The sequence below is a fragment of the Psychrobacter sp. PG1 genome, from assembly GCF_014897815.1.
Lineage (GTDB): Bacteria > Pseudomonadota > Gammaproteobacteria > Pseudomonadales > Moraxellaceae > Psychrobacter.
Map to the genome: position 1 here is coordinate 79,047 of NZ_JABUZG010000037.1, position 15,008 is coordinate 94,054.

At 41.9% G+C, this 15,008-nt stretch carries 14 protein-coding genes; 8 read left to right on the top strand and 6 right to left on the bottom strand.

Features of this window, described 5'->3' with window-relative positions:
- The first annotated feature begins 331 nt into the window (after positions 1 to 331).
- Positions 332 to 2,200 carry a WG repeat-containing protein gene (locus INT03_RS02015; RefSeq protein WP_193007360.1) on the top strand — a complete coding sequence of 623 codons (1,869 nt, stop codon included), beginning with the start codon at positions 332 to 334 and terminating at the stop codon, positions 2,198 to 2,200.
- Positions 2,201 to 2,279: 79 nt separating this feature from the next.
- Here INT03_RS02015 and INT03_RS02020 read toward each other — a convergent pair whose 3' ends face one another.
- Positions 2,280 to 3,605, bottom strand: a complete 1,326-nt coding sequence (locus tag INT03_RS02020) for an anhydro-N-acetylmuramic acid kinase (RefSeq protein ID WP_193007361.1) — start codon at positions 3,603 to 3,605, stop codon at positions 2,280 to 2,282.
- A gap of 119 nt (positions 3,606 to 3,724) precedes the next feature.
- On the opposite strand from INT03_RS02020, the gene tyrS reads away from it, so the two are divergent.
- Genes tyrS through INT03_RS02035 form a run of 3 tightly spaced genes read left to right on the top strand, consistent with a single transcriptional unit; the run spans position 3,725 to position 5,845 of the window.
- Positions 3,725 to 4,936, top strand: coding sequence for a tyrosine--tRNA ligase (tyrS, locus tag INT03_RS02025; protein WP_193007362.1), 1,212 nt, complete (start codon positions 3,725 to 3,727; stop codon positions 4,934 to 4,936).
- Positions 4,937 to 4,996: 60 nt separating this feature from the next.
- Positions 4,997 to 5,575: a GNAT family N-acetyltransferase gene (locus tag INT03_RS02030; protein ID WP_193007363.1), complete on the top strand. Its 579-nt coding sequence runs from the start codon at positions 4,997 to 4,999 to the stop codon at positions 5,573 to 5,575.
- 33 nt (positions 5,576 to 5,608) lie between these two features.
- The gene (locus INT03_RS02035) at positions 5,609 to 5,845 is read left to right on the top strand and encodes a DUF1653 domain-containing protein (RefSeq protein WP_193007364.1); all 237 of its coding nucleotides are present in this window, start codon (positions 5,609 to 5,611) and stop codon (positions 5,843 to 5,845) included.
- Positions 5,846 to 5,910: 65 nt separating this feature from the next.
- On the opposite strand, the gene INT03_RS02040 is transcribed toward INT03_RS02035, so the two are convergent.
- Complete coding sequence (locus INT03_RS02040; RefSeq protein ID WP_193007365.1) at positions 5,911 to 6,867, bottom strand: alpha/beta fold hydrolase; 957 nt, start codon at positions 6,865 to 6,867, stop codon at positions 5,911 to 5,913.
- A gap of 235 nt (positions 6,868 to 7,102) precedes the next feature.
- On the opposite strand from INT03_RS02040, the gene INT03_RS02045 reads away from it, so the two are divergent.
- The gene (locus INT03_RS02045; RefSeq protein ID WP_193007366.1) at positions 7,103 to 7,759 is read left to right on the top strand and encodes a hypothetical protein; all 657 of its coding nucleotides are present in this window, start codon (positions 7,103 to 7,105) and stop codon (positions 7,757 to 7,759) included.
- Between the two features lie 24 nt (positions 7,760 to 7,783).
- Here the strand turns inward: INT03_RS02045 and INT03_RS02050 are convergent, their stop codons facing one another.
- Together INT03_RS02050 and upp are read right to left on the bottom strand one after the other, a co-directional pair.
- A complete protein-coding gene (locus INT03_RS02050; RefSeq protein ID WP_193007367.1) occupies positions 7,784 to 8,536 on the bottom strand; it encodes an SDR family NAD(P)-dependent oxidoreductase in 753 nt (250 codons plus the stop codon).
- Positions 8,537 to 8,616: 80 nt separating this feature from the next.
- Positions 8,617 to 9,264 carry a uracil phosphoribosyltransferase gene (upp, locus tag INT03_RS02055; protein ID WP_045445969.1) on the bottom strand — a complete coding sequence of 216 codons (648 nt, stop codon included), beginning with the start codon at positions 9,262 to 9,264 and terminating at the stop codon, positions 8,617 to 8,619.
- Positions 9,265 to 9,667: 403 nt separating this feature from the next.
- On the opposite strand from upp, the gene INT03_RS02060 reads away from it, so the two are divergent.
- Positions 9,668 to 10,234 carry a DNA glycosylase gene (locus tag INT03_RS02060; RefSeq protein ID WP_367119199.1) on the top strand — a complete coding sequence of 189 codons (567 nt, stop codon included), beginning with the start codon at positions 9,668 to 9,670 and terminating at the stop codon, positions 10,232 to 10,234.
- Positions 10,235 to 10,436: 202 nt separating this feature from the next.
- Here INT03_RS02060 and dapE read toward each other — a convergent pair whose 3' ends face one another.
- Together dapE and INT03_RS02070 are read right to left on the bottom strand one after the other, a co-directional pair.
- Complete coding sequence (dapE, locus tag INT03_RS02065; RefSeq protein ID WP_193007368.1) at positions 10,437 to 11,651, bottom strand: succinyl-diaminopimelate desuccinylase; 1,215 nt, start codon at positions 11,649 to 11,651, stop codon at positions 10,437 to 10,439.
- 106 nt (positions 11,652 to 11,757) lie between these two features.
- Positions 11,758 to 12,513 carry a 2OG-Fe(II) oxygenase gene (locus tag INT03_RS02070; protein ID WP_193007369.1) on the bottom strand — a complete coding sequence of 252 codons (756 nt, stop codon included), beginning with the start codon at positions 12,511 to 12,513 and terminating at the stop codon, positions 11,758 to 11,760.
- 129 nt (positions 12,514 to 12,642) lie between these two features.
- Between INT03_RS02070 and INT03_RS02075 the strand changes: the two genes are divergently transcribed.
- Together INT03_RS02075 and pssA are read left to right on the top strand one after the other, a co-directional pair.
- On the top strand, positions 12,643 to 13,518 hold the full coding sequence (locus INT03_RS02075) for a 23S rRNA (adenine(2030)-N(6))-methyltransferase RlmJ (RefSeq protein WP_045446718.1): 876 nt from the start codon (positions 12,643 to 12,645) through the stop codon (positions 13,516 to 13,518).
- Between the two features lie 42 nt (positions 13,519 to 13,560).
- Positions 13,561 to 14,463 (top strand): CDP-diacylglycerol--serine O-phosphatidyltransferase, encoded by a 903-nt coding sequence (gene pssA / locus INT03_RS02080; protein ID WP_226950388.1) that lies wholly within the window; start codon positions 13,561 to 13,563, stop codon positions 14,461 to 14,463.
- Positions 14,464 to 15,008: the final 545 nt, after the last annotated feature.

Sequence of the window (15,008 nt, forward strand, 5' to 3'; positions counted from 1 at the left end):
GTAATTACGACGCGCAAGTCATCGCTACGCTCATAGTGCGGTGGTTTCTGACGCGGTTGATGCTCTGCTGTTGCGCTAGCATCATTGGTAGCTTGATCAGTAAGTGAACTGCTGTGTTGGCTCATGCGATATATCCTATACTTACGAGTCCTAAGAGGAGGGTATTTCAGAATTCATTATAAAACACATAAGTGCACGTGTGTAAACTAAAATTTATTTCGGACGCATAGTATGCGTTTTATAAAGTATGCGCTATAACAATCATGTAAGGATCTATCAAAAAATCCGATATAATAAACAATTGTTTTATTTATACGGTAGGAATATTTTTATGGTTTCATTGAAGTTTTTATTTCCTCTCTTATTGTTTATGAATATTCCGGCCCTAGCGGACTGTCAACTTCGTTTTGATGACGGTTATAAGCTATCAAAAGATATCATTGCTGTTGACCAAGGAGAGTGCGGATTTACAGAGGGGCTTGCTATGATTGAAAAGAATAGTAAGTATGGGTTTATTACTCGCCAAGGTCAGATGATCGTGGAGCCTAAGTATGATTATGCTGAGGATTTCAATGGGGGTTTGGCTATAGTTGGTAGTGACTATAAATACGGCTATATTGATTCAACAGGTAAAGTCGTTATTGATTTAATCTACGATAATATACATCCCTTTAATGAGGGGCTTGCAGTCGTACAAAAAAATGGACCTTATGGCTTTGTTGACAAAACTGGCAAGATAGTTATAGATATAAAATACGCGGATGCTGGTGGTTTTGATCATGGTCTAGCGATTGTACATGATGGCAGTAGAGGACTTATGAATCATGATGGCGAGTTTGTATTGCCGCCTGATTATATTATTATTCAAGGCTTAAGCAATGGTTTTAGGCCTGTTTTTGGTTACGGAGGTTGGAGTTTTGCTGATGTAAATGGCAAGCTGATTGATGAGCTTCAGTACCATAAAGTCAATACCTTTAATGAAGCACGCGCTGCTGTACAAAACAAAGCTCGAAAGTGGGGCGTTATCGATACCGAAGGAGAGGTTATTTTAGATTTTGCTTACGATGAGGTAGGCGACTTTGATCAAGGGTTGGCCTATGTTAAAAAAGACGACCGCGCTTTTTACGTTGATAGGGACGGTAACGATATATTAACAGGCAATTATGACGATATTGAGCCTTTCAAAGACGGTTTAGCTAAAATTCGTAAAGGTAATAAATTTGGCTATATCGATAAAAATGCTGAGATAGTCATACCGATTATATATAAGGAAATATCTTCTTTTGAAGAGGGGTTGGCAAGTTTTCGAAAAGATAAAAAAGTAGGTTATATAGATAAAAGCAATAACATAGTCATTCCTGCTAAATTTGATAAGGCTGCACCATTTGTTAATGAGCAGGCCATTATTATAGTAAATGATAAGTACGGTGCTATCGACCGTGCAGGTAATATAGTTATAGAGCCCATATACGAGCAGATACAGCATTTTTTTGAAGACATAGCCCCTATGAAGTTAAATGGTAAATATGGTTTTATCGACAAAAAAGGAGAAGTAGTCACTGAGCCGATTTATAGTCGTGTTAGTAGATTTATCTATGAGCTTTCATATGTAGAGCAGAATAAGAAGATGGGCTTAGTTAATACTAAAGGGGTTGAAATAGCTAAGCCTGAGTATGATGAGATCAGTGCTTGGGTCATAGATGGTTTGGTTATGGCAAAGAAAAATGGCAAAGTTGGCTATATCAAAAATACAGGCGAGGTAATCATTCCCTTTAACTACGATTCAATAGGAGAGTTTTACAACAATAAAACCTTTATAGAGGTGGGTGGGAAGTTTGGCTATATCGACAAGAGTGGCAAGGTGTTAATTAAGCCTATCTATGAAAAGGTAAAATCTTATTCAGCAGATGTGATTGCGATAATGAAAGATGGCAAATGGGGCATAGTCGACTTAGAAAGTAACAGATGGATTGAACCTACTTATGATGAGTTAAGCTTTCCAGAATCAGGTCGTATGTTAATCAAAAAAGACAATAAGTACGGCTTTATGGATATGAAAGGCAATATAGTAATAGCGCTACAATATGATCAGGCTACCGACTTCGATAGAGGCGTTGCTCAAGTGCGAAAAGATAATCATTGGTATAGTATTAATCGTGTAGGAGATACAATTGGAAAAGTTTCATTAAATTTTAAATAAATTACTATAAGTAAAGTCGTTGTATCAATACCAATGCTAGCTAAAACTAATTTTAGCTAGCATCAGAATCAATAGTCCACTAAGCAAAACAAACCTGACCCAAAACCACGCCTTTACTCGCGCCAGTGACCGCAGGCAAATTACCCGTTTCACCTATTAGTGTTTGCCGTGCCAGCCATGCAAAGGCGACGGCTTCGACCCACGCTGGATTCAGCCCTAAGCTTGCGGTGGTCTCTACTGTGCAATGGGGCAGATGCGCTTGCAAGCGAGTCATCAAATAATCGTTTAATGCACCGCCACCACAGACGTAAACCGAGCTATTTTCATGAGCATTAATAAACATATTAATTTGCATACTGGCACTCATCGCTGTCAGTTCAGTAAGCGTCGCCTGCACATCCGCTGACGAATAGCGAATATGGGCAGATGCCTGATCGAACTTTTGCAGCTCATCCTGTAGCCATGCTAAGTTAAAATCTTCACGCCCAGTGCTTTTTGGATACGTTCGCGCAAAAAATGGATGTTCTATTAGCTGATTAAATAGCGGCTCAACCACTTGTCCAGACTGCGCCCAAGTGCCGCCAGCATCATAATCCTTGTCAGTATGTAATGCCGTCCACGCATCTAATAATAAATTGGCAGGACCCGTGTCATAACCAATCACAGGACTATCGCTTGCTGGCAAGACAGTGATATTGGCAATACCGCCTAAATTTAATAACACGCGCGTGCTATCAGGCGTGGCAAATAACGCTTGATGAAAAGCTGGAACCAACGGCGCTCCTTGACCACCAACCGCCATATCGCGGCGCCGAAAATCGCTGACGACACTAATGCCAGTACGCTCAGCAATGATATTGGCATCGACCAATTGCAAGCTAAAGCCCAGTTGCGGACGATGGCGTACCGTTTGACCGTGACAGCCGATCGCCAATACTGACTCTACATCAGTATTCGATTGCTGCAATAAATTATTGACCACCTCGCTGGCAAATTCAGCATATTCTTTACTTGCCCAACCGAACCAGTCTAATTCGCTGTTTGGCTCACCCTCTGCGGGTATTAATTCTTGAACACCATTAGGCTGACATAAAGCCAATAACACTTCACGCAGTCGGGGTGGAAACTCTTGGCTATGAGTTGCTAACAGTCGCATCGGTTGCTGAGTGTTTTCTTCCCCACCGAATTGACAAAGAACCGCATCCATACCATCTAAGCTGGTACCAGACATCATACCGATATATAAGCCATCATCGAAGTTTTCAAACACCGTTTGCTCAAGCGCATCGGTCAAGGTGGCATAATTTAAATCGTCATCTAAAGTTTTATCCAAAGTGTTATTTAAATTATCGTCATAATTTATAGTTGAATCATTAGTATCAGCAATCGATGCAGGGTTGGTCATGGCAATTTACCTTAAAAAACGCTAGTATATCTCTCAAATTCTAACATCTTTTACTGGCTACGAGATTCTAAATAGCCCAAACGCGTTACCCTTTTAATAAAGACAATAAAGAGAGCATCATGACCACGCAAACCTACACCCTAGAAGAACAGCTTGCCCTAATCCAACGCGGTACGCAAGAAATCCTATCTGAAGAGGATTTAGTTAAGAAGCTTAAACTCAATCGCCCGCTACGTATCAAGGCAGGTTTTGATCCTACTGCGCCTGACCTACATTTGGGCCATACCGTGTTGATTAATAAACTCAAGCATTTTCAAGATTTGGGTCATGAGATTTACTTTTTAATCGGTGATTATACCGCCAAAATTGGCGACCCTTCTGGCAAAAACAGCACACGCCCGCCATTGACCGATGAGCAAATCAAAGTCAATGCGCAGACTTATGCGGAACAAGTATTTAAAATCTTGGATAAAGAAAAAACCAAGATTGTTTTTAACTCTGAATGGTTCAAGGACATGTCAGCGGGCGATATGATTCAGCTTTCTAGCCAGTTGACCGTCTCACGCATGCTTGAGCGCGATGATTTCTCTAAACGCTACGCGGCGCAAACACCCATTGCTATCCATGAATTTTTATACCCATTGGTGCAAGGTTATGACTCTATTGCGCTAAAAGCCGACGTCGAGCTTGGTGGTACGGACCAAACCTTTAATATTTTGATGGGACGCACCCTGCAAGGTCGTTACGGTCAAGAGCCACAAGTTTGTATCACTGTGCCGATTTTGGAAGGTTTAGATGGCGTTAATAAAATGTCTAAATCGCTGAATAACTATGTTGGCATTTATGATGCACCGGGCACTATGTACCAAAAACTTCTGTCTATGCCAGACACCTTAATCCGTCGCTACTTTGAGTTTTTAAGCTTTAAGCCGATGGAAGAAGTCGAAGCGTTAATGGCAGAGATGGAAAATGGTCGCAATCCACAAGAAATTAAACGTATTCTTGCTGAAGAATTGATTGAGCGTTTCCATGATGCCGATGCTGCTGCCATTGCGCACAAGTCAGCAGGTAACGTATTAGCTGATGGTGAACTGCCTATTGATTTGCCAGAAGTGACGCTAGATTTGGAAGGTGCTGAGGCGCTATTTATTACTCAAGTACTCAACCAAGCTGGACTGGCTAAAAATAGCTCATCAGCTAAAGATATGATCAAGCGTGGCGCGGTAAAAGTAGATGGCGAAGTGGTCGATGCAGGCTTTAGCCTAACTGCTGGGCAAACGGTCGTTATCCAAGCAGGCAAAAAAGCCTATGCGAAAGTGACGGTAGGGTAGTTAAGAAATTGAGTTAGGTGGCCAAAGTTTCTAAGTTCATTATGGCTTAAGGAGAAGTAGATGTTAGCCCTTCCTACGTTATCAAGTAATGGCATTACCCTTAAGCCGTTGACGCTAAGTCATGCAACTGACTTAGCCGAAGCTTGCCAAGATGGTGAACTATGGAAAATAAATGAGACGTCAGTACCTGAGCCAGACAAGGTTATTGACTATATTAATACCGCAGATTCAATGCCCGATAGACAAGCATTTGTCGTTATTGATGAATCAAATGGTAAAGCGATTGGTACAACGAGTTTCCACGATATTTTACCCTTTGCAAAACGCTTAGAGATTGGCTATACATGGTATGCCAAATCATATTGGCGCACGCATGTTAATACGACTTGTAAGCTCATGCTGCTAACCCATATATTTGAGACTTTAGACTATCAAACCGTAGGCTGGCGCACGGATATTGGCAATCATCGCTCACAACGAGCCATTGAGCGTTTAGGTGCTAAAAAAGATGGGGTGATTCGAGGCAACCGAGTCTGCCGCGATGGCGTTATTTCAGATACAGTGATGTATAGCTTAATAAAATCTGAGTGGCTACGAGTAAAGTTAGAGCTGGCGAAAAAACTTAATGATGCTCACTAAGCTTTTATAATAATTGATACAAGTAATAAAATTATGACTCAACAACTTCAAAGTGTCCCTCAAGGTATTTACCGCCATTATAAAGGCAGCCTGTATCAAGTGTTGCACACTGCTCAGCATTCGGAAATCCAAGAAGCATTAGTCGTTTATCGCTGCCTATACGGTGAGTATGGCGTATGGGTACGACCGTTATCTATGTTTTCTGAAACGGTTGAAGTTGATGGTAAGCAAGTGCCACGATTTGAGCTGACCAAAGCATTAGCGGATTAATGCTTAAAATTTATTGCTCAAATAAAAAGCGACTTTTGGAGTCGCTTTTTTATTTATATTTTAAATTAAACAGCCAAAAACTTCTTTAATACTTTATAAAACCCAATTGGCTCATCCATCGGTATCGCATGACCTGAGCGCGGCAATACTATCTCAGTTGCATTGGGTAGCATTTGGGTGACTTGTTGCTGCCACTTAGCATCATAGAGTTTGGAGCGACCACCGATGAGGTTGACCACTGGAATAGTGACACGCTCTATCGCACCGCGAAAGTCATAGGGTAACGTCAAATAGGCTTGTAAGCAGCGCATTTTATGATGCCAAATACTGTGATTGTAAAGCGCAAGTTTGGGGTCGTTTTTATAAGTCATCACTTGTATAAACGCTTTCGAGCGCGTTCGATTAACAGATAATAGAGAGAACAGTCGTTCGACATCCGTTGCACGGCGTTTCAGGGCAAAAGGCAGATGGGTAAAGCTTTTGACGTCAGCATAAGGCAAAGTCTTATCAATTATCTCATGAAAGATATCGAATACTTCTTGCTGGCGCGTGCCAAACAAGCCACCTTGCCAATCAGGCTGATTATGGATAGCAGGACTTTGGTCGATATTCAAATAACGGCTGACTTTTGCACTGCCATAACGTTCAAAATACGCCCACATCACTTGCGCGCCCATCGAAATAGCGGTAACAGGCAAGGACTCTATATTGCGCGCTAAGCAAATTTGCTCTATGACAACGCTAATATCATCAGCATATTGCCTTACAAAATCAAATTGGGTCAGCTTGATATCTTTTGCGGCGCCAAACCCTCTCAAATGCGGCAGATAAAAGGCATACTTGCCAACCAAGGGTAAAATAAACGGTAAAAACTCACGTGTATCCATCCCATAAGCATGCAGTAATATTACAGGTTGGCCGCTGCCTATGACTGATACAGGTAACAGCGTACCATCAGTTAAAGTGATATCAATCGTTTTCAACTGGTAGTTAGTAGGCAAGTTAATCAATTTTTTCTTCATAAGGCAATGTACCTTGTTTTCATTAAACGATTGTACCAAGTCGATTTAGCCAAAATGTATCGTAGCAAAAGTCTTTATCTCATTTCTAAAAGACTGCTATATTAAAGTAGGTAATTAACCATAGCATAAAAGCTGTTTAGGGTTAAAAGCAGTTAAGCGGTAAAAGTAGTGACTTGTCATAGACTTTGACCAATCGAATCAAACGTCAGCAAGTAAAATATAAGGATATCAGTCTATGGGCAAGCTGACGTTACCATTGCTTGATAGCAGCCTATATCCACAATTTTGGCAGCAGCAAACATTTACCAATCCGCAGGCGCTATTGATGGCAATGCTGATAGCAGATATCACGCCAGATGCCAATTTTTTTACTAGGCAATTACTAGCTAATGAGGTTTATCAAGACTGGATTAATAGCAGTGTATTTGGGCGTTACTTGCAGCGTAATTTTACGGCGTTCTCTCAGCAAACAGAAGACAGTTTCAACATTGATATGCCTTCGCTGTTTCGTCAGGAATTGATGCGTCACGCCCAGTATTTACCATTAGAGCAAATCTTATTTTTTGTAGGAGATTTGCCAAAAAGCGTGCGTCAGACAAAGGTTTTAAGCACCACTGTCAATCCTGCCACAGTCATCATTAATGCTCAAAAGGTAAGTGCAAAAGCTACGATGAATAATCCGACCATGATTATTAATCAGATAGTGATTAGGGGTAAGCAAGTATTAGGGTTTCCGATACGCCATAATAAACGTACTAGCGAGCGTTTGCGTAATGAAGTGCTGATTTTGGATTTTCAAGAGTTGCGCTTGGTTAATGAGATGAATATCAAAGGCAAAAAAAGAAGCAATATAGAGGAATCTATATTGCTTCGGTCTTATGAATTACGTTAGTGAGCCAAATGTTCGGCTAAACCTTTAAGAATCTTGCTTAGCAATCGTCAGCCCGTTATAAGTTTGCGCAACTGGCATAACTTCCAAGCGATTGACATTGATGTGAGCAGGCGATTCAATCAGCCATAATAAAATATCGCCAATATCATCGCCGGTCATGGTTTTAAAGCCGTCGTAAACCTTGGCGGCTTTATCGTCATCGCCATGATAACGGACGTTTGAAAACTCAGTACCCGCGACATTACCCGGTTCAAGGTTGGTCACTCGCACTTGCGTACCGATGAGATCCGCGCGCAGATTTAAGCTAAACTGTTTGACAAAGGCTTTGGTCGCGCCATAGACGTTACCGCCGAAGTATGGCCAACTGCCCGCAATTGAACCAACGTTGATAATATAACCGCTATCGCGCGCTACCATTGCTGGCAAGACTGAATGGGTCAGGGCCATCAACCCTTTAATATTGGTATCGGTCATACGCATCCAATCATCAAGATTTGCCTTGTACGCAGGTTCTGTACCGAGTGCCAATCCAGCGTTATTTACTAAGACATCGATTTGCTTAAATTTATCAGGCAAATCAGCAATGATTTGCGGGATAGTAGCCGTGTCACTCACATCCATGACCACAGGTAAAAATGTTTCGCCCAAAGTATCTGCTAAAGCATTCAGCTTATCGAGGCGTCTGGCACAGCCAATCACGCGATGACCATTGGCAACCAAACGCTCGGCCAGCGCTTTACCAAAACCTGCGCTTGCTCCTGTAATCAATACGTTCATCTTATATCCTTATCATTGATGTTTTGTACCTGTGTCATGGGTGTTACGATGACGGCTAGTCTGGATTTACTTGCTTTTTCTTACTTGTTGAATAATTGCTTACCAAAGATTTTATCGCCAGCATCGCCTAAACCTGGGATGATATAGCCGTGCTCATCCAAATGGCTGTCTAGTGCGGCGGTATAAATGGTCACGTCAGGATGTGCTTCATTGACCACACGCACGCCTTCAGGCGCGGCAACCAATACCAAGGCTTTAATATTGGTACAGCCATTTTTCTTTAACATTTCGATGGTCGCAACCATTGAGCCGCCAGTCGCTAACATTGGGTCAATGATAAGGGCTGGGCGTTTGTCCATATGGCTGACAAATTTTTCAAAGAACGGCACAGGTTGTAAGGTTTCTTCATCACGTTGCAAACCGACGACAGAAATCTTAGCAGTAGGGATCAAGTCGAGCACCCCATCAAGCATGCCAATACCTGCCCGTAAAATAGGTACAATCGTTGCTGTCTTACCGATGATTTGCTCACCAGTGATTTCACCACACCAGCCTTGCATTGGGAAGGTTTCGATTTCAAAATCACGGCTTGCTTCATATGCCATCAAGCGTGCAAGCTCTTTGGTCAACGTGCGAAACTTATAAGTGCTACAGTCTTTTTCGCGCATAAGGCTGAGTTTATGACGGACTAACGGGTGATCAATGACGGTGATTTTTAAGTCGCTCATAAGGTTTCTCTTGGTTTTTGGTCTGATGCTTGCGCAGTTACTGCGGTTGCCATTAGTATAAAAGATACAAACACTTACTGCACTTCAACCTTATATCTGTCTCACAAATAGTAAGCTTGCTACTTTGATAATAAAGTAAGCTAAATATATTTATAGCAGGGTTGGTCTTATTTAAGCCGACTATGTTTGACTATAATCGCGCCCTAATAAATGAAGCAGTGTTTAGGCTTGCTATGATAGCAAAAAAACCGCTTTTCTGATGAAGAATCTTATGACTACACAACCATATCACACCCATAATAATACGCATAAAACCGATAACAGCTTAATATTATCTGAAGCCCAAGCAACAGAGGTAGAAACGCATCCGTTCGCTCCCGTTTTACCACCTAATGCTACGGTAATGATGATGGGCACTTTTCCACCGACCGCTGATAAATGGGCAATGCCATTTCACTATCCAAACTTTTACAATGACATGTGGCGTATCTATGGTAGTGTTTTTTTTGATGACGTGGATTATTTTAGAGTAGGGGATGAGAAGCGCTTTGATCCTGAGCGTATTCGCGCCTTTATGTTCGAGCGTGGTATCGCCTCTTGTCCAACGGTCAATCAGGCTATTCGTGAAACGGGCAATGCCTCAGATAAGAACTTAACCGTCGTCACACCCGTTGACCTAGATAGTATATTGCCACAAGTGTCAAAGGTTGAAACCTTATTTACCACGGGCGGTAAAGCAACAGAAGTGCTGCTTGGTTTATTAGCCGAGCCACCTGCTAAATCCAAGTATCCTAAGACCAATCAAAGTATGGATTATCCTTACCAATGGCAAAACGATCACAATCGAAAAGTGGATGTAAATAATCTTACCTTATATAGGTTGCCTTCAACCTCACGTGCCTATCCTTTAGCCTTAAATAAAAAAGTCGCTGCTTACAAAGACTTTTTCAAAAAGATAGGCAAACTGTAAAGTTGCCATTTATAGAAAGAGGTAAGTAATTTTAAGAGGAAAAAGCTATCCTTGCTCAAAACCCCATATACGGTCGCCTGATTGAAGCAAAAGTAGCGTCGCCATTCCGTCAATTTAGTCTAATCACCAAGAGTCAAAATAATAAAAAGCGCCAAGTCTGCTATCAGACTTGGCGCTTTTTTTTGCTTACTTCAACGAATGATTAATCTAACAGTAAATTCTCTAAAATTCCCTCATAAATCTGCGCAAGCTTACCTAAGTCATCAACTTCTACTTTTTCATCTACTTGATGAATCGTCGCATTTCTTACACCAAGCTCAACCACTTGTGCACCCGTTGGTGCAATAAAGCGTCCATCAGAAGTACCACCTGATGTAGATAGGGTGGTGTCAGTATCGGTTACCTTTTTGATGGCTTTTTGACAGGCAGAAACCAACTTACCTTCAGGGGTCAAAAACGGCTGACCAGATAATTTCCAATGGATATCATAACTGGCCTTACTATTAGTAAAGTATTTATCAAAGATAGCATGCGTTTTTGCCTTCAGCTCATCTTCAGTCGTTTCCGTTGAAAAGCGGAAGTTGAAGATAACTTTTAACGTCTCAGGAATGACGTTGGTGGCGCCTGTACCGCTATTGATATTAGAGATTTGCAGGGAAGTCGCAGGGAAGTAGTTATTGCCACTATCCCAAGTAGCGGCAGTCAGTTCCGCCAAAGCTGCCATCGTTGCATGAATAGGGTTGCAAGCTAAATGCGGGTATGCAACATGACCTTGTTTGCCAGTGACCGTAAGTTCCGCACCCAATGAGCCGCGGCGACCGTTTTTAATGATATCGCCGAGCGTATCTGTGCTCGATGGTTCGCCAACCAAGCAATAGGTGATTTTTTCATTGCGGGCTTCTAAGGTCTCAATGACTTTGACCGTGCCATTAATAGACGGGCCTTCTTCATCTGAGGTGATTAAAAAAGCAATCGAACCATTGTGCTCAGGATAATTAGCGACGAAACGCTCGGCAGCGACGGTAAAAGCCGCAATCCCCGTTTTCATGTCAGCCGCACCGCGAGCCCATAGGTAACCATCAGCGATGGTTGGCGTAAATGGCGGATACGTCCAATTGTTTTCATCGCCTGTTGGCACGACGTCGGTATGACCAGCAAAACAAATAACTGGATCAGTGGTGCCACGGCGAGCCCATAGATTTTTAACTTCTGCATGTTCGCCGCTTTGATCTCTATCGCCAAAATACATAAATTCACAGTCAAACCCAGCTTGTGATAATCGTTTTGACAAGATATCTTGGCAGCCATCATCATCTGGAGTGACGGAGGGACGCTCAAGTAGCGCAATACTTAAATCTAGCGTTTGCTGCTGATGGTTTTGTTGTTGATGGATGGTTTGTTTATTAAAGTCCGACATGAATAAACCTTTTTATTATAAATTAAAATGATAAATTTTTAAGATTGGCAGCCACGATACAATCAGTCGTTGCTTGCAGTCGTTGCTCGTTATTTGCTAATTCGTTTTAAATATTGTCTTCAACAAAAGGCACCAAACCATCTCGCCGCATCCACGTAGCGATAGAGTAACGCTGCCGATGGGCAATTTGCACTTGATGTTGTAGGTCACTGTCAAATATCACCAATCTATTGGCAACAGGCATGACATTATGATGAACGCCATGTTTATCAATGATTTCTAGTGCGCCGCCGTCAGTTGGTTCCCATTCATCATTGAGATAAAACACCGCAGAGATAACGCGTTCATCACGCCCAGCTGGATTGTCACTATGCCATTGATAGCCAAACCCCACCGGATAGCAAGCATAATGCGCTTCACTGTGGCGAATACCGGCAAATAAACTGCGATTAAATAAGCTAGCAAGCGCATTGATACTTTGCAAATAATAAAACCCAGCAAAGAAGTTTTCCGTAATCCAGCGGATGCGATCACCGCGAATATCACTGACACGAATCCCAGCCGTCAGTTCTGCATCACGATAGTCAATAAAACCACTCTCTGCTTGCAAGGCTAACAGCGCTTTCGTTTCAAAGATCTCATCAATAATGATCCAACCATCATCAACGAATGTATCCAGTTGTGTATCAGTCAGCTTATCTTGCCAACTGATATCGAAATCAGACTGTTGTAATACGCGCTGAGTCAGTGGTTTTTGGCTTGGGTCGTCGCTATGAGGAAATAATAATGGTGGATTATCTTCTCCTATCGGATGATCAATCACCAACTTTGTCACATCAAGATTGCTAATAATCTCTGTCATTTCGTCTCACTATGGTCAGTTAGCTAGCAATACATAGCCAATCAATGCCTTTTTACCAAAACCATCGTTATCTTTTACTCTGCCTATGCTACCATAGATGTAATTTTTCTTATTTAAACTTTTGAGATTATGAACTATAAACACGCCTACCACGCTGGTAACTTTGCTGATGTGGTTAAACACATTTTATTGGTACAACTCCTTAATCAATTGGGGCAAAAAAACAAACCTTTTTATGTGCTTGATGCTTATGGTGGTCGCGGACTGTATTCACTGAGCAGTGAAGAAGCGCGCAAGACAGGTGAGGCCAAAGGTGGTATCCAAGCGTTACTAAATGCCAATACCGACAAGGCACCCGCTGCTGTCAAAGATTATATGGAAGGCATTAAGCAAGCGCGTTTCACTTATGACAATAAAGTCTATCCTGGTTCTCCTTGGTGGGTTGCCCATCATATCGAGAAAAACCCAGATGCAGGCGTGCGCGGTGAAGCTTTTGAAGCCAAAGCTAGCGAATATGATGCGCTAAATTATCAGTTGCACAAGTTACCCATTGGTATACAGCATCGTGATGCCTTTGAAGGTATTACCGCCGTTATTCCGCCAAAAGAAAAGCGTGGTCTGATTTTTCTTGATCCGCCTTATGAGCAAGAGCACAAAGATTTTACACGCCTTATAAATTTACTCGTTGCTGCTTATAATAAATGGCCACAAGGCACTTATGCGCTTTGGTTCCCTATTAAGAACGTTGAAGCCGTTGAATTGTTTTACAAAAAACTGAAGCGTACTGAAATGCGCCGCCAGTTGGTTTGTGAGCTGAATATTTATCCAAATGATGTGGCGGTTGGTCTTAACGGTACAGGTTTACTGGTCATCAATCCACCTTGGCAATTTGATAATCATGCACGTGAGATATTACGCTTCTTACAGCCTGCATTAAAAGTGGCTGATGCTCCAGACTTAACGCCTGATAGCGCAACCAATGTACGCTGGCTAGTCGGCGAATAACCATGTTAGTGAATAACTATGCCGGCAAATAAGGATATTGAGATGACTAACGTGCAATCACCTAAAGACGAATCAAATCATCCGCCTCTAAATGATGGATTGTTACAAGACAGCGCAGCCGCCCAGCCGCCCTTTGTCGATGAGCATGATTTCAATATTCGCTTAGCGGATAATGAGAGTTATGATGGCTTGACCTTTGAAGTGATTGAAGCAGAAGTTGCTGAAGGGCAGCGAGTAGTCAGTCGCGGTGTCTATTTAGCGCCAAACCTAATTACAACCTTGTCACTGCTATCTGGCTTTTATTCGATTTTAGCCAGTACGCAAGGCGAGTTCTACAAAGCTTCTTTAGCCATCTTTTTGTCCGCTATTCTCGATGGTGCTGATGGGCGAGTGGCGCGTATGCTTAATGCGCAAAGCCCGTTTGGCGAGCAATATGATTCGCTTGCCGATATGCTGGCTTTTGGTGTTGCACCAGCGATCTTAGTTTATAGTTTTGCGCTGCAGCCGTTAGGTCGCATTGGCTTGGGCTGTGCGTTTGTCTTTACCGCCTGTGCTGCCTTCCGTCTGGCACGTTTTAATGTTCAGGTCGGTATTGTTGATAAAAAATACTTTGTCGGTTTGGCCAGTCCACTTGCTGCTATATTAGTAACGGCAGCGGTTATGGTCGCTGTCGACCATAATGAATGGATTGGTCAGTACGATACGGCGGTCATGTTCTTATTCGCCGCTTGGGTGGTGATTTGTGGTTTACTGATGGTTAGTAACGTCAAATACTATAGCTTTAAAGAGTTTGATAAAAAGAAAGTACCTTTTGTGGTCCTAATAATCGGTGTATTGGTCATGAGTATTGTGCTCTATGACATACCTGTCGGTATTTTAGCTATTGGTATTATCTATGCATTGTCGGGTATTGTTACGACGATTAAAGCAAAAGCAAATTTTTAGAATTGACTGTTCGTGTCATATTAAGGAATTTACCGTAGGGTAAGTTCCTTTTTTTATGCGCTTTATATATCAAACTGGCTATCAGTGTATTCATTACGACAAGATAAAGAAGAACAAAATAATGTTTTAGCTAATGATCATCGATAATGACCCGTTAAAGAGGTCTACTATGAGTAAGCTCGTAAATAGGCACTATTATTTACGAGCTTACCTCAGCCCAGCGCAAATAAACATACACTACTACACAGTTAAAGCAAAAGTAGCGTCGCCATTCCGTCAATTTAGTCTAATCACCAAGATTATTCAAATTAAGATAAAATAGCCCTTGACTAAGCATTCAAACCCTCTATAATACGCCCTCATCAAGACGAGCTGGAAGCTTATATGTAAGATACATATAAACAACCCAATTCACTTGAAGAAACAAAACATAAAAAAGCTTGACAATTCAAATCATTATGATAAGATAGTCGGCTCGCTAGATAGCTTGACCCGCAAGGGATTGAGGCTAAACAGCAAAAGAAATACCCTATATATCAGTTACT

Coding starts and splice junctions, on each gene's coding strand:
- INT03_RS02070 (WP_193007369.1), bottom strand. CDS start 12,513: ATGACAGAGATTATTAGCAATCTTGATGTGACAAAGTTGGTGATTGAT.
- upp (WP_045445969.1), bottom strand. CDS start 9,264: ATGAGCGACTTAAAAATCACCGTCATTGATCACCCGTTAGTCCGTCAT.
- INT03_RS02030 (WP_193007363.1), top strand. CDS start 4,997: ATGTTAGCCCTTCCTACGTTATCAAGTAATGGCATTACCCTTAAGCCG.
- INT03_RS02015 (WP_193007360.1), top strand. CDS start 332: ATGGTTTCATTGAAGTTTTTATTTCCTCTCTTATTGTTTATGAATATT.
- INT03_RS02060 (WP_367119199.1), top strand. CDS start 9,668: ATGATGATGGGCACTTTTCCACCGACCGCTGATAAATGGGCAATGCCA.
- tyrS (WP_193007362.1), top strand. CDS start 3,725: ATGACCACGCAAACCTACACCCTAGAAGAACAGCTTGCCCTAATCCAA.
- INT03_RS02020 (WP_193007361.1), bottom strand. CDS start 3,605: ATGACCAACCCTGCATCGATTGCTGATACTAATGATTCAACTATAAAT.
- INT03_RS02075 (WP_045446718.1), top strand. CDS start 12,643: ATGAACTATAAACACGCCTACCACGCTGGTAACTTTGCTGATGTGGTT.
- INT03_RS02050 (WP_193007367.1), bottom strand. CDS start 8,536: ATGAACGTATTGATTACAGGAGCAAGCGCAGGTTTTGGTAAAGCGCTG.
- INT03_RS02045 (WP_193007366.1), top strand. CDS start 7,103: ATGGGCAAGCTGACGTTACCATTGCTTGATAGCAGCCTATATCCACAA.
- INT03_RS02035 (WP_193007364.1), top strand. CDS start 5,609: ATGACTCAACAACTTCAAAGTGTCCCTCAAGGTATTTACCGCCATTAT.
- dapE (WP_193007368.1), bottom strand. CDS start 11,651: ATGTCGGACTTTAATAAACAAACCATCCATCAACAACAAAACCATCAG.
- pssA (WP_226950388.1), top strand. CDS start 13,561: ATGACTAACGTGCAATCACCTAAAGACGAATCAAATCATCCGCCTCTA.
- INT03_RS02040 (WP_193007365.1), bottom strand. CDS start 6,867: ATGAAGAAAAAATTGATTAACTTGCCTACTAACTACCAGTTGAAAACG.